The 16,235-nt window shown below is 60.6% G+C and carries 21 protein-coding genes; 11 read left to right on the top strand and 10 right to left on the bottom strand.

The genetic code is table 11. From position 1 onward, the window contains the following. The first annotated feature begins 112 nt into the window (after nucleotides 1-112). The gene (locus H4I99_RS11385) at nucleotides 113-283 is read left to right on the top strand and encodes a hypothetical protein (protein WP_164490813.1); all 171 of its coding nucleotides are present in this window, start codon (nucleotides 113-115) and stop codon (nucleotides 281-283) included. A gap of 61 nt (nucleotides 284-344) precedes the next feature. Here H4I99_RS11385 and olsB read toward each other — a convergent pair whose 3' ends face one another. From olsB to H4I99_RS11350, 7 genes are all read right to left on the bottom strand, one after another. Continuing rightward, nucleotides 345-1,223 (bottom strand): l-ornithine N(alpha)-acyltransferase, encoded by an 879-nt coding sequence (gene olsB, locus H4I99_RS11380; RefSeq protein WP_163903080.1) that lies wholly within the window; start codon nucleotides 1,221-1,223, stop codon nucleotides 345-347. Nucleotides 1,224-1,371: 148 nt separating this feature from the next. Next, nucleotides 1,372-1,863 (bottom strand): signal peptidase II, encoded by a 492-nt coding sequence (lspA, locus tag H4I99_RS11375; protein ID WP_163903079.1) that lies wholly within the window; start codon nucleotides 1,861-1,863, stop codon nucleotides 1,372-1,374. After that, nucleotides 1,860-2,720 carry a TrmH family RNA methyltransferase gene (locus tag H4I99_RS11370; RefSeq protein WP_163903077.1) on the bottom strand — a complete coding sequence of 287 codons (861 nt, stop codon included), beginning with the start codon at nucleotides 2,718-2,720 and terminating at the stop codon, nucleotides 1,860-1,862. Before H4I99_RS11370 ends, lspA begins: the two co-directional genes overlap by 4 nt. After that, nucleotides 2,717-3,865 (bottom strand): class I SAM-dependent methyltransferase, encoded by a 1,149-nt coding sequence (locus tag H4I99_RS11365; RefSeq protein WP_163903075.1) that lies wholly within the window; start codon nucleotides 3,863-3,865, stop codon nucleotides 2,717-2,719. Before H4I99_RS11365 ends, H4I99_RS11370 begins: the two co-directional genes overlap by 4 nt. Before the next feature lie 114 nt (nucleotides 3,866-3,979). Next, nucleotides 3,980-4,324 (bottom strand): DUF1049 domain-containing protein, encoded by a 345-nt coding sequence (locus tag H4I99_RS11360; protein ID WP_163903074.1) that lies wholly within the window; start codon nucleotides 4,322-4,324, stop codon nucleotides 3,980-3,982. Nucleotides 4,325-4,418: 94 nt separating this feature from the next. After that, complete coding sequence (locus H4I99_RS11355; protein ID WP_099056368.1) at nucleotides 4,419-4,721, bottom strand: integration host factor subunit beta; 303 nt, start codon at nucleotides 4,719-4,721, stop codon at nucleotides 4,419-4,421. An 80-nt stretch (nucleotides 4,722-4,801) separates the two neighbouring features. Continuing rightward, nucleotides 4,802-5,050, bottom strand: coding sequence for a hypothetical protein (locus H4I99_RS11350; protein ID WP_163903072.1), 249 nt, complete (start codon nucleotides 5,048-5,050; stop codon nucleotides 4,802-4,804). On the opposite strand from H4I99_RS11350, the gene lptC reads away from it, so the two are divergent. The 6 genes from lptC (at nucleotide 5,049) to ptsN (ending at nucleotide 10,197) form a co-directional block, all read left to right on the top strand. Further along, entirely contained in the window at nucleotides 5,049-5,714 is a 666-nt protein-coding gene (lptC, locus tag H4I99_RS11345) for an LPS export ABC transporter periplasmic protein LptC (RefSeq protein WP_163903070.1), read from the top strand. The two genes, H4I99_RS11350 and lptC, sit on opposite strands and share 2 nt — an antisense overlap. Nucleotides 5,715-5,728: 14 nt before the next feature. Next, the gene (locus H4I99_RS11340; RefSeq protein WP_163906046.1) at nucleotides 5,729-6,292 is read left to right on the top strand and encodes an LptA/OstA family protein; all 564 of its coding nucleotides are present in this window, start codon (nucleotides 5,729-5,731) and stop codon (nucleotides 6,290-6,292) included. 88 nt (nucleotides 6,293-6,380) lie between these two features. Next, nucleotides 6,381-7,127 (top strand): LPS export ABC transporter ATP-binding protein, encoded by a 747-nt coding sequence (gene lptB / locus H4I99_RS11335; RefSeq protein ID WP_163906044.1) that lies wholly within the window; start codon nucleotides 6,381-6,383, stop codon nucleotides 7,125-7,127. Between the two features lie 155 nt (nucleotides 7,128-7,282). Next, nucleotides 7,283-8,836, top strand: a complete 1,554-nt coding sequence (rpoN, locus tag H4I99_RS11330) for an RNA polymerase factor sigma-54 (RefSeq protein WP_163903068.1) — start codon at nucleotides 7,283-7,285, stop codon at nucleotides 8,834-8,836. A gap of 238 nt (nucleotides 8,837-9,074) precedes the next feature. Further along, nucleotides 9,075-9,659: a ribosome hibernation-promoting factor, HPF/YfiA family gene (hpf, locus tag H4I99_RS11325; protein WP_099056364.1), complete on the top strand. Its 585-nt coding sequence runs from the start codon at nucleotides 9,075-9,077 to the stop codon at nucleotides 9,657-9,659. Between the two features lie 73 nt (nucleotides 9,660-9,732). Further along, complete coding sequence (ptsN, locus tag H4I99_RS11320; RefSeq protein ID WP_099056363.1) at nucleotides 9,733-10,197, top strand: PTS IIA-like nitrogen regulatory protein PtsN; 465 nt, start codon at nucleotides 9,733-9,735, stop codon at nucleotides 10,195-10,197. 67 nt (nucleotides 10,198-10,264) lie between these two features. On the opposite strand, the gene grpE is transcribed toward ptsN, so the two are convergent. Continuing rightward, nucleotides 10,265-10,924 carry a nucleotide exchange factor GrpE gene (gene grpE / locus H4I99_RS11315; protein WP_425314381.1) on the bottom strand — a complete coding sequence of 220 codons (660 nt, stop codon included), beginning with the start codon at nucleotides 10,922-10,924 and terminating at the stop codon, nucleotides 10,265-10,267. A gap of 72 nt (nucleotides 10,925-10,996) precedes the next feature. Next, nucleotides 10,997-12,085 carry a heat-inducible transcriptional repressor HrcA gene (gene hrcA / locus H4I99_RS11310; RefSeq protein ID WP_163903065.1) on the bottom strand — a complete coding sequence of 363 codons (1,089 nt, stop codon included), beginning with the start codon at nucleotides 12,083-12,085 and terminating at the stop codon, nucleotides 10,997-10,999. Between the two features lie 171 nt (nucleotides 12,086-12,256). Between hrcA and rph the strand changes: the two genes are divergently transcribed. From rph to hemW, 4 genes are read left to right on the top strand one after another with little or no spacing between them, the layout of a single operon-like run. Beyond that, entirely contained in the window at nucleotides 12,257-12,973 is a 717-nt protein-coding gene (gene rph / locus H4I99_RS11305) for a ribonuclease PH (RefSeq protein ID WP_163903063.1), read from the top strand. A gap of 20 nt (nucleotides 12,974-12,993) precedes the next feature. Then, nucleotides 12,994-13,413, top strand: a complete 420-nt coding sequence (locus tag H4I99_RS11300; protein WP_186663292.1) for a VOC family protein — start codon at nucleotides 12,994-12,996, stop codon at nucleotides 13,411-13,413. Between the two features lie 11 nt (nucleotides 13,414-13,424). Further along, the gene (gene rdgB / locus H4I99_RS11295; RefSeq protein ID WP_163903061.1) at nucleotides 13,425-14,069 is read left to right on the top strand and encodes an RdgB/HAM1 family non-canonical purine NTP pyrophosphatase; all 645 of its coding nucleotides are present in this window, start codon (nucleotides 13,425-13,427) and stop codon (nucleotides 14,067-14,069) included. A gap of 8 nt (nucleotides 14,070-14,077) precedes the next feature. Further along, on the top strand, nucleotides 14,078-15,259 hold the full coding sequence (gene hemW, locus H4I99_RS11290) for a radical SAM family heme chaperone HemW (RefSeq protein WP_163903059.1): 1,182 nt from the start codon (nucleotides 14,078-14,080) through the stop codon (nucleotides 15,257-15,259). Between the two features lie 42 nt (nucleotides 15,260-15,301). Here the strand turns inward: hemW and H4I99_RS11285 are convergent, their stop codons facing one another. Further along, a complete protein-coding gene (locus H4I99_RS11285) occupies nucleotides 15,302-16,219 on the bottom strand; it encodes a DMT family transporter (protein WP_163903057.1) in 918 nt (305 codons plus the stop codon). Between the last annotated feature and the right edge of the window lie 16 nt (nucleotides 16,220-16,235).

Here is a 16,235-nt window from a genome sequence, read left to right as displayed (position 1 = left end):
TAGAAAATCTACATACCTCTGCGGAATACATCAATGGATGGAGCCTGCATCCGGGATTATACCGCTGAAATCTCGCATTTTTTAGCATCCGCCGGGAATGGGAGGCCAAAGTATGCTCAAGATATTCTTGAATTTCCTCAACCTCTTCCGCAGTTCGGAACAGAGATCGGAATTCTGTGCGGAGGGGATCCGCGACCCGCTCAGCCATCCGCAGATTGCAGCCATGGACGAGCGCCGTAGGGCAGACCTGCCGTTCGATCCTCGTGCGATCCCGCCGGAATGATTGGTGAACAGGATTCGCCCGCGGCTATTTCCCGGAGGGGGATCCAGCGGGCGAAAGGCCGTCAGCTCGAGAAACGGCCAGCGTCAGCGCCGTAGTAGTTCACATAGCGGCCGGAAATGCTGGCGATCGGAAGTACGATCAACACATCGGTGGTGTTGAAGGCGTGATCCACGACCGCGCCGTTGCCGACCATCGCGCCGAGGCGCAGATAGCCCTTGATCAGCGGCGGCATGGCAGACAGTGCCTTACGTGCATTGATAGCCTCGACGGGCATCAGGTCCATCTCACGGTAAAGCTCGGGCTTTGCCGAAACCGTCCATTCGCCGCGAACACCGGTATTGTGGTGCAGGAAGGACAAGGCGAGCGCATGCTCTTCCGGGTGAACCCCCGGGAAAGAACCACAGCCGAACATGGCGTCCGCACGGTGCTGCAGCGCATAGGCCCAGCAGCCCTGCCAGAGCAGTTCGACCGTGCGCTTGGTGCGATATGCAGGCAGCACACAGGAGCGACCGAGCTCCATGAAACGCTTTTCAGGATGACGGGAAACCAGTTCGCTGATCGCGAATTCCGAGTCCGAATAGAAGCCGCCATGCACCATCGCAACGTCATGGCGCAGCAGGCGATAAGTGCCGACGATCTGGTCTTCCGGATCACCCTCGATCGCGCGATCGACCACCAGAAGGTGATCGCAGACGGCATCCCAGGAATCGATATCACGCTGGAGTCGGGCCGCCTCCGGAGCAACCTGAGCCTTCATTTCCTCGACGAACACCCTGTAACGCACGGCCTGGGCGGCGTCGATCTCGCGCTCATTGCGGGCGAGGCGCGTCTCCAGCGAGCCGATGCGGCCGTAAAGGCCCTCGGATACGGACTGGCCAGGAGCAGCGGAAGCGGAGCCGCCGTCAAGCAGGGACTTTCGGTCCAGAAGTTCAATGCTCATCGCGACTCGTCCAGGTTAAGCTTGCGGTCATAAACCACGGCTGTACGACAGGAAAGTGACAGGAATCGTCACACAACTCGGGCGTCTATTCGTCAAAAACACATCTCGACACCGCCACTTCGTATCCCATTTGCGGCACCGACGAAACCTACTCTTTCGAACGTCTGTGGGCCAACACCTCATCCAGCAGAATAAACCCGGCACCGATGGTGATCAGGCTGTCTGCAAGGTTGAAAACCGCGAAAGACCACGTCTGTGTGTAGAAGAGTATATAATCAATAACATGACCGTAAAGAAAGCGATCGATCAAATTACCGAGCGCACCGGCGATAATCAGCGCGAAACCCAGATGCGCCAGATGATGTTCACGACCCGTGCGATGCCATAGCCACAGCACGAAGATCACGATAGTGAGCCTGAGGGTGACGATGAACCAGCCGCTCGTGTCCGACAGCATGGAGAAGGCAACACCGAGATTATAGGTGCGATAAAGCGCCAGCATCGGCACGACATGCACGGCCTCGTTCAGTGGCAGATAGAGTTCCACCGCGTATTTGATCGCCTGGTCGAAGATCAGCATCAGTACGATCAGCACGAAGGCCGGGAACGGCCGTGTCAGTCTTTCCAGAAATGTCGTCATCGGCTTCCGTCGAGGGTGAGGAGATGGCGGCGTACCTCGAACAGCATGACGCCGGTCGCAACGGCCAGATTGAGCGAGTCTGCGCGCCCGGTCTGCGGTATGCGCGCCAGAGCGTCCGCCGCACCCGCCAGGTCCTCCGGCAGGCCCGACTGCTCGTTGCCCATCATGAGGATCACCGGCTTGCTGCGATAATCGATGGTGCGATAGTCGACGGAACCGGCGAGATGGGTCGCGACGAGGCGCGCGCCGCATGTGCCCTTCCATTTCAGGAAATCCGCGGCGCTCGCCCGCACCAACGGAACAGCGAAGAGCGAACCCATCGTCGCCCGCACCGTTTCCAGCGAAAACGGATCGGTGCAATCGCCGACCAGCATGACGCCAGAAGCGCCAGCGGCATCGGCCGTGCGGATAATGGTTCCGAGATTGCCGGGATCGCGCACCCGATCGAGAGCAACCCAGGTTTCGCTACCGACCGGCTTCACATCCTTCAGGGCTTTCCAGCGCTGGTCGAAAATGCCCGCTACCATCTGGGGATTGTCGCGCCGAGTGATCGATGACATGACCTTTTCGGAGACCTCCAGCACCAGACCGCCCGAAGCAACCGTGCGGGCGGCAACCTTCTCGACCAACGGCTTGCCCTTGGCGGCCTTGGAATAGACCAGCGTACGGATCGTCCAGCCGAGTTCGAGCGCGTCGATCACGAGCTTCAGGCCTTCGGCCATGAAGGTCTTCGTTTCGTCGCGCGCCTTCTTGAGCGCAAGCGCCTTGATATCCTTGACGATCGGGTTGGCAAGGCTGGTGATCTCCTTCACCTGGCCAACACGCCTTGCGCCTTCGTTCCTGAAATCGTCGTTCATTTCGGCACCCAGCGGCTGAAAAGTGAGGTGGAAAGCGCCCTGCCCGGCGTCTTGCCGTCAAGACCGGCTTCGCGGATCACCAGTTCGCCGGATTCGACGATGCCGCGCTTGCCGCGCATGGTTTCGCGCATCAGTTCATGGATCGAGTAGAAGCTCGCACGGATCGAATAGGCCGTCAGCACCAATCCGACCGCCTTCGGCGACAGCAGTTCCCGGCAGATGTCGAGCATCAGCGGCAGGTGATCGAAAAGCTGCCACACCTCGCCATTGGGACCCCGGCCGAATTTCGGCGGGTCGGTCAGGATGATGTCATAACGGCTGCCGCGACGTTCTTCCCGCTGGATGAATTTCATCGCGTCCTCGCAGATCCAGCGAATCGGCGCCTTATCCAGACGGCTCAGCGCCTGATTTTCGCGCGCCCAGCCGATCGCCTTCTTCGAGGCATCGACATGCGTAACCTCGGCGCCTGCTGATGCGGCAACCAGAGAAGCAACGCCGGTATAGCCGAACAGGTTCAGCACCTTGAGCGGTCGTCCAGCCTGTTCGACCTGCTCCTTCATCCATGTCCAGTGGGCGATCTGCTCGGGGAACACGCCGACATGACGGAAGGAGGTGAAGCGTCCAAGGAAATCGATGCCGAGCAGAGACAACGGCCAGGTTTCGCCCAGCGCCTCACGGGGGAAGCGCCAGCGGCCCATGCCGTCTTCATCGGTATCCCCGGTGAAAATGGCATCCGCCCGTTCCCACACATGCGCCGGCAGCGCCTTGGGCCAGAGCGCCTGCGCCTCGGGGCGAACGATACGGTAGGGGCCGTACTGTTCAAGCTTCAGGCCTTCGCCACTGTCGATCAGGTGGAAGTCGCCGGCGCCGGGAGATTCGAGGATCAGCGGGACACGCTCGGCGGGGCGTTCGCCGGTGCGAACGATCAGCGCACGCGCCGGCTCAACCGCCACCTTGGCCGCAGTGGCCTCGGCTTCTGCCCGCGGGGGGCGTTTGTCAGTAACGCGAGGCCGTTCGTCCCGTCCCTTGCCGGTAGAAGCCTTTGCGGCATCCTTGCCGTTACGCGAACCCGACCGGGTGGGGCCGGAAGTAGAGCCGCCCGGTCCACTGCGCGTCGGTCGGCGGTCCCTGTTCTTCACGCCCATATCCTACATCTTGTATCTTTTGCCCGAACTCAAGCGCCGGGCCATAGCACTCCGGGAAGCCGTGCGAAAGCGCTTTCGTTGCGAACGGCCGCAAGGGAGCGACCAATCGCAAGCCTACTTGGCCTGAATCCGCGGAAGGGTGCTGCCGGCGATTTCCTCGGCGCGTGTCTTGTGCCGGTCGGCTTCAGCCTGCCAGCGCACGGCCGAACGGGCTTCGTTGCGTGCACGTTTGCGATATTTGCCCTGGGAAAGCCAGGTGACGGCCGAACCGAGCAACAGACCCAGGATCACCGCAGAGAATATAAAGACGAAGAACGGCGCGGACACCGACAACATCTGATCATCAGGCTGAAAAGGGTTGAGCGCGAGCCGCACCATCTCCCTGTTGGCCACGGACAGGACGATAAGCACTACTGCAAGCGGAACCAAGATAACCAGACCGACGATTTTCCTGACCATCGAAGACTCCCGGCGGGGTGACCGCCTCAGCTCACATTACCATTTGCGACCAGACGGGCGAGCCCCGTTTCAGGGCTACCGGCCCCGCCGGCATTCAGTCATCACCCTCGTCGGCCATGCCGGGGTTGAGGCGTTCTCGCAATTCCTTGCCGGTCTTGAAGAAGGGAACCCACTTCTCCTCGACAAAGACGGTTTCGCCGGTGCGCGGGTTCCTGCCGGACCGGGAGGGGCGATTCTTGACGGAGAATGCGCCGAACCCGCGCAGTTCCACGCGGTTACCGGACGCAAGCGCGTCGGTGATCTCGTCGAGCACGGCGTTGACGATGTTTTCGACATCGCGATGATAGAGATGCGGATTACGCGCTGCGACTATCTGCACCAGTTCCGACTTGATCACGCCTGCCCCCTCGAAAACCTTCTTGAAAAATACGAACGCTCCAAGGGTGCCAAACCAAAAAAGGACCGTCAAGGAACAACTTAGCGCAGCCAGACGCCGCCGCAAAGCCGTGCTAAGACATCACAATCGTCGCGGATAATCAACCTCGCCACGATCTTGCCTTCCACTAGAACGAAACACGCCTCCGTATCGGCGAAGTCTTGCGTCACAGGGGACGAGCTTGTATCTCCAGCCGGAATTTCCATATTGGCAAGCATATGCGATAATGTAAAAGATCCCGGATTATGCGACAGCGCCTCCGGCAACCCTACCGAACAGGCTTCACTCATGCTGAAACGCACCGACGATAACGCGACGCCAGCCGGCCGCCAGCCGGAAGACGCTGCCTATCGTGCGGCATTGGGCCATTCGGCACGCGTGCGTCGCCTGAAAGTGCTCCTGCCGGTTTCAGCTTTCGTGATCTCGCTTGCCTTCGTCGGCGTATCGGTCATCCGCGCCTACCTGCCGGAAGAGCTGAAAATCGAATCGGCCAAAATCGAAAATGGCAAGGTCGTGATGGAAAAGCCGGCGATCGCTGGCCGTAATTCGGATGGTATCAATTACTCCATGCGCGCCGAACGGGCGCTTCAGGATATCAAGAACCCGAACATCATCGCGCTGGAAACCATTGCTGCCGCTGTTCCCTTGAACGAAAACACGGTTGCCATGGTGAAGGCGCTGAGCGGCATATTCGACCGCTCGTCCGACCTGCTTGATATGGACAAGCCATTCACCATCAAGCTCAGCTCCGGGCTCGAGGCAAGCTTCAATTCCGCCCACCTCAATATCAAGGGTGGTTCGATGGAGACCACCGATCAGGTGACCATCAAGGCGAATGAAGCGGCAATTGTTGCGCAGGCGCTCAAGATAACGGATAAGGGACGCGTTATCAGTTTTTCAGGAGGTGTTCGGGTAAACCTCGATCCCTCCACTATTCACAAGACGGACAAATGAGAGCCGGACCAGTCATGCATTGCTGCAGTATTTACAAAACGCTCACCCTGGCTGGCCTGCTTGTCGCGACGGGCCTCATTCCGCTTGCCGCGCCGACAGGCGCGTTCGCCCAGGCGACCAAGAGCAAGATGGACGGGCTGAAGCTCTCCAACGATCAACCGATCCAGATCGAAAGCGACCAGCTCGAAATCCGGGAACAGGACAAGACGGCCCTGTTTTCGGGTAACGTTAAGGTGGTGCAGGGCACGACCACGCTGCAGTCCGGCAACATGACGGTCAAGTACCGCGGGGAAGGCACCAGCGTGACAAGCGGCAACGCCGACATCGAGAACATCGATGTGACGGACAAGGTCTTCCTGTCTTCGGGCACGCAGCAGGCAACCGCCGACCGCGGGCATTTCGACATGGATAGCCAGGTCTTCACCCTCGAGGGCGACCGGGTCGTGCTGTCCGAGGGCCAGAACGTCTTCGTCGGCTGTAAGCTGACGGTACAGATGAATTCCGGAGAAGCCAAACTGGATGCTTGTGGCGGGCGCGTTCAGATCCAGCTCGACCCGAAATCCCAGAAAAAGCAATAGTATCGGCCCGGACGTGAAAATTCCCGCTCTTTCAGGCTTGCTCGGCAACGGTCGCGCAGAACAGTCGCAGTCGCAGTTCGACGCAGAAATGCGTCGAGACAAGACACGCTACGAAGGCACGCTGATCGCCCACGGTCTGACGAAGACCTATAACAATCGACGGGTCGTCAACGGCGTTTCGCTCGTCGTGCGGCGCGGCGAGGCCGTTGGTCTGCTCGGCCCCAACGGCGCCGGCAAGACCACCTGTTTCTACATGATCACGGGACTCGTGCCCGTCGACGTCGGAACCATTGCGATCAACGGCAACGACGTCTCCGGGATGCCGATGTACCGTCGCGCGCGCCTCGGCGTGGGTTATCTGCCGCAGGAGGCCTCGATCTTTCGCGGGCTTTCTGTGGAGGACAACATCCGTGCCGTTCTCGAGGTGCACGAAAAGGACCGCAAGAAGCGCGAAGCCAAGCTCGACGAACTACTTGCGGAGTTTCACATCGAGAAGCTGCGCAAATCGGCCGCCGTTGCACTATCGGGCGGTGAACGCCGCCGCCTTGAAATCGCCCGGGCGCTCGCGACCGATCCGACCTTCATGCTGCTCGACGAGCCCTTCGCCGGCGTCGACCCGATTTCGGTGTCGGACATCCAGAATCTCGTTCGCCACCTGACAGCCCGTGGTATCGGCGTGCTGATCACCGACCACAATGTCCGTGAAACGCTTGGCCTGATCGATCGTGCCTATATCATCCATGCCGGCGAGGTCTTGACCCACGGTCGCGCCAACGACATCGTCAACAATCCGGACGTTCGCCGTCTCTACCTTGGCGACAAGTTCAGCCTCTGATAGGCTCAGCCGTCAAGAAATTCTCCTGCCAACCATAGTTCGGCTTGACCAAACCCGATAAAAAAGCAATTTTTGGGCCAGTTGGAAATTCCCCGACCGCCGCGGCCTGCGGCGCGGGGAATCCGGAGGGATTGTAGGGGAGTTTCGCGTCCGCCATGGCTTTGTCAGCCAATCTTTTCCTGCGCCAGAGCCAATCGCTCGTCATGACTCCGCAACTGATGCAATCCATTCAGTTGCTGCAGATGACGCATATCGAACTCATCCAGTTCATTTCCCAGGAAGTCGAAAAAAACCCGCTGCTCGAATTAGCGTCAGATGACGCAGATTTGGGCGCGAACTCCTCGTCCGGCGGCGAGCCGGAGGCGAATGTAGAGACGGCAAAAGTGGACGACGAGTCGGCATTCGCTCTCTCCAGCGACTGGTATGAGCCGGGGCAGGCAAACAGCCTGAACGAGCGCCTCGATTCAAATTTCGACTCCGCACTTTCTGACGAGGCCTCCGCCACCCGCGCCGATGCACCCGAGCTGCTGGGGCAGTGGAAATCGATGCCGGGCAGCACCGGCGAAAGCGGTGAGGCCTACGACCTCGATGACTTTGTGGCCGGACAGGTAAGCTTACGCGACCATCTGAACCAGCAAATTCCCTTCGCACTCGTCAATGCGGGCGACAGACTGATTGCGGCCGCCCTTCTCGACCATCTCGATGAAGCCGGCTACCTGAGGGCCGATCTCGATGAGATCGCGACACGCCTCGGCAACGAACTCGCGGATATCGAGGCCGTGCTGGAAGTGCTGCAGACGCTCGATCCGCCCGGCGTGTTCGCTCGCTCCCTCAGCGAATGTCTTGCGATCCAGTTGAGGCAACGCGACCGGCTTGACCCCGCGATGGCGGCTCTGGTCGACAATCTCGAGCTTCTGGCCAAGCGCGACTTCAACTTGCTGAAAAAGCTCTGCGGCGTCGATGAGGAAGACCTCATCGACATGCTGGCAGAAATCCGCAAGCTGCATCCCAAGCCGGGTAGCGGCTTCGAAGGCGGTTCTCTCGAAACAGTGATCCCCGACATCGTCGTGCGTCCGGCAGCCGATGCCGGCTGGCATGTCGAACTCAATGCCGACGCCCTGCCCCGGGTGCTGGTCAACCAGAACTATGCGACGGAAGTCGGCAACAACGGCGCCACCACGGACGCCGACCAGGCATTTCTTTCGGAATGCATGCAGAATGCCAGCTGGCTGACCCGCAGTCTCGACCAGCGGGCAAGAACCATCATGAAGGTGGCAAGCGAGATCGTGCGCCAGCAGGACGCCTTCCTGCAGCACGGCGTCGATCACTTGCGTCCGCTGAACCTCAAGACCGTCGCCGACGCGATCAAGATGCACGAGTCGACCGTCAGCCGGGTGACCTCGAACAAGTACATGCTGACGCCGCGCGGCCTGTTCGAACTCAAATATTTCTTCAGCGTATCAATAGGTTCGGCCGAAGGCGGTGACAGCCATTCGGCCGAGGCCGTCCGTCACCGCATCAGGATGATGATCGCCCAGGAGAGCCCCGAAGCTGTTCTTTCCGATGACGATATCGTGCTGAGCCTCAAATCGGGTGGTGTCGATCTCGCTCGCCGGACTGTGGCAAAGTATCGCGAGGCCATGAACATCCCATCCTCCGTCCAGAGGCGCCGTGAAAAACGGGCCATGGCGAAGGCGACGGCAATCTAAAGGTGCATGGACACCTCCATAAGTTGATGCAACATTAAGAGACTGTTGACTTTTGCCAGAGGCGCGGCTAGAAGCCCGCCCCGATCGATACGGGTTCATAATCACTCAATCTTACCCCCGACAAGAGGCCCGGCACACGGGATAGAGACCGACAATACCGCTTGAAGAGCTTGGATGCGTGCGTCGCTTGGCGTAAACTGACGCCTGCAAACCAACTATAAGTATGAAGGGAAACTCCATGAGTGTGCGTGTATCCGGCAAACATATGGAAATCGGCGACTCCTTCCGTCAGCGGATCGGAGAGCGGATCGGAGAAGCGGTCACGAAGTACTTCGACGGAGGGTATTCCGGCCAGATCACCGTAACCAAGTCCTCTGCGGCTGCGGCGCAGTTCGTAGCGGATTGCGCGGTTCATCTGGACGCCGGCGCAAACCTCCACGCGACCGGCTCGGCCAACGATCCGCAAATCGCCTTCGACGTCGCCGCAGAACGCATCGAAAAGCGCCTGCGCCGATACAAGCGTAAGCTCAAGGATCACCATCCCGTCGGTGGAGCCGCATCTGCCATCGAGGTGCCCTATACCGTCATGGACGCCCTGTCCGAAGAGCATGATGAAGTGCCGGAGGACTATGCACCCACCATCGTGGCGGAAAGCACCAAGAAGCTCCGCACGATGACAGTCGCATCCGCCGTTATGGCACTCGACATGACCGATGAACCGGTTCTGCTGTTCCGCAGCCCGGGCAAGGACGAACTCAACATCGTTTACCGCCGCAACGACGGCAATATCGGCTGGATCGACTCCGCCAATATCAAAGCCTGATAAGCACTGTGCAAGCGGCGGCCAACGCCGCCGCTTGTCCCATTCTTGTCTCGGCGACACGAAGGATTATGAAATGGCCTTGGCAGATTTGCTGCAACAAGATGCGGTCGTTCCCGCCCTCAGGGTGAACTCCAAGAAGCAGTTGCTTCAGGAACTTGCGGCCAAAGCCTCCAAGCTCACCGACATCCCGGAACGCGAGATCTTCGACGTCATCCTGCAGCGGGAACGTCTGGGATCGACCGGCGTCGGCAACGGCATCGCCATTCCGCATGGCAAGCTGAACAACATTACCGCCATCACAGGCGTGTTCGCACGGCTTGAAACACCCGTCGATTTCGAAGCACTCGATGACCAACCGGTCGATCTCGTGTTTCTGCTGCTAGCGCCCGAAGGCGCCGGCGCGGACCATCTCAAGGCGCTCTCGCGCATCGCCCGCGTTCTCCGCGACCAGGATCTCGTCGCCAAGCTGCGCGCAACGGATTCGGCTTCTGCCATCTACGCTTTCCTCAATGAGGAACAGGCATCTACAGCCGCCTGACCTGTCATCCCGATGCATAAAAAAAGCGCCCTTTCGGGCGCTTTCATGACATCCGGAAATTTTGTTTTCAGCCGTTCTTTTCGGCCGCCTGCTCGGCCGCCGCGTCAGCCTTCGGGCCGCCCTTGGCAACGCCGACCATGGCCGGACGCAGAACCCGGTCTCCGATCGCATAGCCGGCCTGAACGACCTGCACGACCGTGTTGTTCGGCACTTCGGGATTGGGGATTTCGAACATCGCCTGATGGAAGTTCGGGTCGAACTTCTGGCCTTCGGCCTCGATCTTGCGAACGCCGTGACGCTCGAGCGTCGCAAGCATGCCACGCTCGGTCATCTCAACGCCTTCGACAAGGGCAGCAAGCCCGGCATCCGCAGCCGCGCGAGCTTCTTCCGGAATGGTGTCGAGCGCGCGGCGCAGGTTGTCGGAAACGGCAAGCATGTCGCGCGCAAAGCTGGTCACCGCATAGGACTTCGCATCCTTCACGTCGCGTTCGGTGCGGCGGCGCAGGTTGTCCATTTCGGCGGCAAGGCGCAGGAAGCGGTCGCGAAGCTCGGAATTTTCCGCCTTCAGGGCTTCCAAGGGATCGATCGCAGCTTCCGCTTCAGTCGCGGCTTCCGGGGCCTGGTCTTCGGCTGCCGTCGTGTCGGTTTCATTCTTCTTGGTGTCGTCGGTCATGACGTCCTCCGAGTGATTTGCGTTTCGAACTGTTTTCGAATTCGTGCCCGATATCAGGGTTTGCCGTGGAAAAATCAAGACTTGCAGTCCAACAAGCCGGAGATCGGACCGACATGCGTCGTTAAGTCAGCGCCCAGAACGAGAAAGCCGCGCCATCAGCTGCGCGGTATAGTCCACCATCGGCACGATGCGGGAATAGTTGAGCCGGGTCGGCCCGATGACGCCAACGGCGCCGACGATGCGATCCTCCCCATCCCGGTAGGGAGCCACGATCAGCGACGAGCCGGAGAGCGAAAACAGCTTGTTTTCGGAACCGATGAAAATCCGGACACCGGAGCCGCTCTCGGCGAGGTTGAGGATCTCGACCAGACTTTCCTTGCGCTCGAGGTCATCGAAAAGCAGCCGCAGGCGGTCGATATCATCCGTACCCGCCAGCCCTTCCAGAAGGTTTGCCCGCCCGCGCACGATGAGCCGCGTCGGCTTCTCCTCATCTCTGCCGCCAGACCAGACGGCAAGGCCCCGTTCGACGAGGTCCTGGGACAGGACGTCGAGTTCGCCCGCCACCTGTTGCTTGAGCTTTTCAATCTGGTTGCGCAATTCGACAAGCGTCTGGCCGGCAAGATTGGCGTTAAGAAAGTTCGCCGCCTCGGTGAGCTGCGAGGCGGTAATACCCGCCGGCAGGTCGATGATGCGGTTTTCGATCTGGTTATGCTCGCCGACCAGCACGGCAAGTGCCTTGGTCGGCTCCAGCCGAATGAACTCCACATGCTTGAGAACGGGATCGCTCTTGGCCGCGATCACGAGGCCAGCGCCACGCGAAAGCCCCGAGAGCATGAGGCTCGCTTCCGTCAGCAGGTTTTCCATCGGCTGGTCCGGGCCCGGCGGGCGGATCTGGCGCTCGATGCTGCCACGCTCTTCCGCCGAGAGATCGCCGACCTGCATGAAGGCATCGACGAAGAACCGAAGGCCAAGCTGGGTTGGCAGGCGGCCGGCACTGACATGGGGGGCATAGATGAGGCCGAGATCTTCCAGATCGCTCATCACGTTGCGAACGGATGCAGGGGAAAGCGACATGGGCAAAAGGCGAGACAGATTACGGGAGCCGAGCGGGTCGCCCGATTCCAGATAGCTTTCCACGATGCGGCGGAAGACCTCCCTGGAGCGATCATCCAGTGACGCCGTCACGTCCTTGAACGGTGTCGTCGTTGGTGTCATCAGCCGCGCGAAATCTGTGTGTCTGTCATCGGGACGAAATATAGCCACTCAACGCCCAATCACAAACCGGAAAAATGGGACAATTCCGGACACGCCAGGGCTTTCATGCTTTTTCTTTGCAAATCGTAAGCGCGGACCTTAGAAGGCCTTTGGGCATCCAAGGAGAATGCAATGCGGCCATCAGGCAGAAAAACCGACCAAATGCGCAAGGTCTCGTTCGAGCGCAATTTTTCCAAGCATGCGGAAGGCTCCTGCCTCGTCAAATTCGGTGACACCCATGTGCTCTGCACAGCCAGTCTTGAAGAAAAGACGCCGCCGTGGTTGCGCAACAGCGGCAAGGGCTGGGTCACCGCGGAATACGGCATGCTGCCGCGCGCGACCGGCGATCGCATGAAGCGCGAAGCCGCATCCGGCAAGCAGGGCGGCCGCACACAGGAAATCCAGCGGCTTATCGGCCGCTCTCTGCGCGCCATCGTCGATCTTGGGGCGCTCGGCGAACGCCAGATCACCATCGACTGCGATGTGATACAAGCCGATGGCGGCACTCGCACAGCCTCGATCACCGGCGCATGGATTGCCCTTTACGACTGCCTGAAGTGGATGGAAGCCCGCAACATGGTGAAGGTGGAGAAGGTCCTGAAGGATCACGTCGCAGCCATCTCCTGCGGCATCTTCGCCAACCAGCCGGTCATCGACCTCGACTATCTGGAAGACTCGTCTGCCGAGACCGACGCGAATTTCGTCATGACCGGCACCGGTGCCATCGTCGAGGTTCAGGGCACGGCCGAGGGCGTTCCGTTCTCGGAGGAGGAATTCCTGACACTGATGCGACTTGCCCGCAACGGCATCGGCGAACTGGTCAACCTGCAGAAGCAGGCGATCCTCTGAGGATCGCCTCCACGGAGAAGATGGTGAGCGACGCACTGGAAGGCATTCTCGAGACCGCTCTCTATGCGTCTGACCTCGATGCCGCCGAGGCCTTCTATGGAGACGTTCTCGGGCTTGAAAAGATCAAGCGGCAGGGCGACCGTCACATCTTCTACCGCTGCGGCAAGGGGATCCTGCTGATCTTCAACCCCGCGGAAACGATAAAGCCGGTCGCCGCGGGAGCCTTGCCGGTTCCGAACCATGGAACCACCGGTCCGGGACATGCCTGTTTCCGCGTGTCGGGCGAAAACCTCGACCGTGTCGCGGATCGCCTTGTTACCGCAGGAACCGCAATCGAAGCGGATTTCCGCTGGCCCAACGGCGCCCGCTCGATCTACTTCCGCGATCCGGCGGGCAACAGTCTCGAATGCGCCGAACCTCGGCTCTGGGATATCGAATAGGATTTTTGTAAATGCGCAAGCTCGACACCCGCACCATCGTCGTCGCCAGCCACAATGCGGGCAAGATTGCCGAGATCGCCGACCTGATCGGTCCTTTCGGTTTTTCCGCCAAGTCGGCGGCTGAGCTGAAGTTCGAGGAACCGGATGAAACCGGCACGACCTTCGAGGAAAACGCCGCCATCAAGGCGCTGGCCTCGGCCAGGGCAGCCGGCATGCCTGCACTTTCCGACGATTCCGGTCTGGTGATCGACGCGCTGGACGGCGCGCCAGGCGTCTATACGGCCAATTGGGCCGAGCGTGAGGACGGCAGCCGCGACTTCGCCATGGCGATGGAGAAGGTCGAGAAGGCTCTTGTAGAGAAAGGGGCAACACGTCCCGAACAACGCACCGGCCGTTTCGTCAGCGTGCTCTGCCTCGCCTGGCCGGACGGACATACGGAATTCTTCCGCGGCGAGGTCGAAGGCTCGATTGTCTGGCCGCCGCGCGGCACTGCCGGCTTCGGCTACGATCCGGTGTTCCAGCCGGAGGGCCATGACACCACCTTCGGCGAAATGACCGCCCAGGAAAAACACGGCTGGAAGCCCGGCGATGCGGAAGCGCTGTCGCACCGCGCACGCGCCTTCAAGCTCTTCGTCGAAACCTGCCTGGAGGCTTGATTCCGCAGATGGCCGAAGCGACGCCGCTCCTTCTTCCCGATACCGGTGAACCGGGCTTTGGCGTCTACGTGCATTGGCCGTTCTGCGCGGCCAAATGTCCCTATTGCGATTTCAACAGCCACGTCCGCCACCAGCCGGTCGACCAGCCGCGTTTCGTTTCCGCCTTCCTGCGCGAAATGCAGGAAATGCGCCGTCTCAGCGGCCCAAAGACGGTCACCAGCATCTTCCTCGGCGGCGGCACGCCATCGCTGATGGCGCCTGAGACGGTGGATGCGATCTTGAACGGTATCGCGCGTCACTGGCATGTTCCCGATGGCATCGAGATCACCATGGAGGCCAACCCCTCCAGCGTGGAGGCGACGCGGTTCCGCGGTTATCGGTCAGCGGGCGTCAACCGTGTCTCGCTCGGGGTGCAGGCGCTCAACGATCCCGACCTGAAGTTCCTCGGACGACTGCACGACGTTGCGGATGCGCTGAAGGCTATCCGGCTCGCCCGCGAGATCTTTCCACGCATGTCGTTCGACCTGATCTATGCGCGACCAAACCAGACCGTGGAGGCATGGGAAAAGGAGTTGCGCGAGGCAATCTCCTATGCCGTCGATCATCTCTCGCTCTATCAGTTGACCATCGAGGAAGGCACCGCCTTCTACGGCCTGCACAAGGCCGGCAAGCTCATAACATTGGATGAGGAGCAATCCGCCGTTCTCTATGAGGCAACACAGGAAATCACCGCGCGTGAGGGCCTGCCGGCCTACGAGGTCTCCAATCATGCGCGACCGGGCGCTGAGAGCCGCCATAACCTCACCTACTGGCGCTACGGTGACTATGCGGGCATCGGCCCCGGCGCCCATGGGCGGCTGACGCGCGGGCGCGACAAGATCGCCACCGCCACCGAACGCGTCCCGGAAGCCTGGCTGGCTGCAGTGAAGGAACGTGGCCACGGCATGGTGGATCAGGAAATCCTCGACCTTGACGAACAGGCGGACGAACTGCTGCTGATGGGCCTCAGGCTGCGCGAAGGCGTCGACCTTGCACGCTGGCAGCAGCTTTCCGGCCGCGATCCCGATCCGGCCAAGGAACAGTTTTTACTGGAACACGGTTTCATAGAGCGCCTCGGCAATTCGCGCCTGCGCTGCACGCCGTCCGGCATGCTGGTGCTGGATGCGGTGGTGGCCGATCTCGCCTGCTAACGCGTTTAGGGCGACCGTAGCGATCACTGCCAATTGAGCGGCTCAGGCTCCACGGGCAACGAAACGGCGCCAGAGGCGTCCGTCGATCGCCACCAGGCCCAAGGCAATCAGCACCATGCCCAGCCCATGGCGAAGCTCGAGCTGTTCGCCCAGCACGATGGCGCTCAGCACCACCGCGCTCGGCGGGATCAAGATCGTCACCAGCATCAGGTTCGTCACGCCCGCCGTTGCGAGTATGCGGAAAAACAGGACATAGGCAAAGGCCGTCGACAGAAGCGCAAGCCCGAGCAGGGCGGAGATGGCTTCGGCACCGGGGGCAGGCAGACTGAATGGCCTGTCGACGATGAGGGCGACGGGCAGCAACAGGAACGCCGACATCGTCACCTGCCCCGCTGCCGGCAACAGCGGCGGCATGCCCATGCGCTTGAACCTGCGGCCGAACACGCCTGCGAAGGCATAACTCAAGGCTGCGCCGAGAACCGCAAGCTCGCCCCACACGTCATTACCGACATGCCCCAGCAGGGACGGCCCCATCATCACCGCGACACCACCAATGCCGATCAGCAGACCGGCGACCTTGTTGGCCGTCAGCTTTTCGTCCGGCGTGAGGACATGCGCCACCAGAACGCCAAACAGCGGCGTCGTAGCATTGAGGATCGCCGCAAGGCCGCTGGCGATATGGGTCTGGCCCCAGACGATCAGGGTGAAGGGAATGACATTGTTGAGGATGCCCATGCCGAGAAAGGCGAGCCAGGCTTCCCGGCTTCTTGGTACAGCGATGCCGGCAAGGCGCACGATGATCCAGAGAGCGATCGCGGCGAGACCGACACGCGCCGTGACGATGGTGACGGGGGGCCAGGCCTTCACCAGAATACCGTTGAAGAGGAAGGAACCGCCCCACAGCAGCGACAGCGCCCCAAGCATCAGCCATTCGCTTTTCGCCATTTCCTTCTGTGCCATTCCACATCTCCCTCAA

It is taken from the genome of Paenirhizobium daejeonense (assembly GCF_014280875.1).
Taxonomy (GTDB): Bacteria; Pseudomonadota; Alphaproteobacteria; order Rhizobiales; family Rhizobiaceae; genus Allorhizobium; species Allorhizobium daejeonense.
Note: the sequence above shows the minus strand (reverse complement) of the source record. Positions and strands in the feature narration are given on the sequence as shown.

Bases quoted from the DNA above. Each gene is read 5' to 3' on its own strand.
- H4I99_RS11385 (WP_164490813.1), top strand. From the start codon at position 113: ATGCTCAAGATATTCTTGAATTTCCTCAACCTCTTCCGCAGTTCGGAA.
- olsB (WP_163903080.1), bottom strand. From the start codon at position 1,223: ATGAGCATTGAACTTCTGGACCGAAAGTCCCTGCTTGACGGCGGCTCC.
- lspA (WP_163903079.1), bottom strand. From the start codon at position 1,863: ATGACGACATTTCTGGAAAGACTGACACGGCCGTTCCCGGCCTTCGTG.
- H4I99_RS11370 (WP_163903077.1), bottom strand. From the start codon at position 2,720: ATGAACGACGATTTCAGGAACGAAGGCGCAAGGCGTGTTGGCCAGGTG.
- H4I99_RS11365 (WP_163903075.1), bottom strand. From the start codon at position 3,865: ATGGGCGTGAAGAACAGGGACCGCCGACCGACGCGCAGTGGACCGGGC.
- H4I99_RS11360 (WP_163903074.1), bottom strand. From the start codon at position 4,324: ATGGTCAGGAAAATCGTCGGTCTGGTTATCTTGGTTCCGCTTGCAGTA.
- lptC (WP_163903070.1), top strand. From the start codon at position 5,049: ATGCTGAAACGCACCGACGATAACGCGACGCCAGCCGGCCGCCAGCCG.
- H4I99_RS11350 (WP_163903072.1), bottom strand. From the start codon at position 5,050: ATGAGTGAAGCCTGTTCGGTAGGGTTGCCGGAGGCGCTGTCGCATAAT.
- H4I99_RS11340 (WP_163906046.1), top strand. From the start codon at position 5,729: ATGCATTGCTGCAGTATTTACAAAACGCTCACCCTGGCTGGCCTGCTT.
- lptB (WP_163906044.1), top strand. From the start codon at position 6,381: ATGCGTCGAGACAAGACACGCTACGAAGGCACGCTGATCGCCCACGGT.
- rpoN (WP_163903068.1), top strand. From the start codon at position 7,283: ATGGCTTTGTCAGCCAATCTTTTCCTGCGCCAGAGCCAATCGCTCGTC.
- hpf (WP_099056364.1), top strand. From the start codon at position 9,075: ATGAGTGTGCGTGTATCCGGCAAACATATGGAAATCGGCGACTCCTTC.
- ptsN (WP_099056363.1), top strand. From the start codon at position 9,733: ATGGCCTTGGCAGATTTGCTGCAACAAGATGCGGTCGTTCCCGCCCTC.
- hrcA (WP_163903065.1), bottom strand. From the start codon at position 12,085: ATGACACCAACGACGACACCGTTCAAGGACGTGACGGCGTCACTGGAT.
- rph (WP_163903063.1), top strand. From the start codon at position 12,257: ATGCGGCCATCAGGCAGAAAAACCGACCAAATGCGCAAGGTCTCGTTC.
- H4I99_RS11300 (WP_186663292.1), top strand. From the start codon at position 12,994: ATGGTGAGCGACGCACTGGAAGGCATTCTCGAGACCGCTCTCTATGCG.
- rdgB (WP_163903061.1), top strand. From the start codon at position 13,425: ATGCGCAAGCTCGACACCCGCACCATCGTCGTCGCCAGCCACAATGCG.
- hemW (WP_163903059.1), top strand. From the start codon at position 14,078: ATGGCCGAAGCGACGCCGCTCCTTCTTCCCGATACCGGTGAACCGGGC.
- H4I99_RS11285 (WP_163903057.1), bottom strand. From the start codon at position 16,219: ATGGCACAGAAGGAAATGGCGAAAAGCGAATGGCTGATGCTTGGGGCG.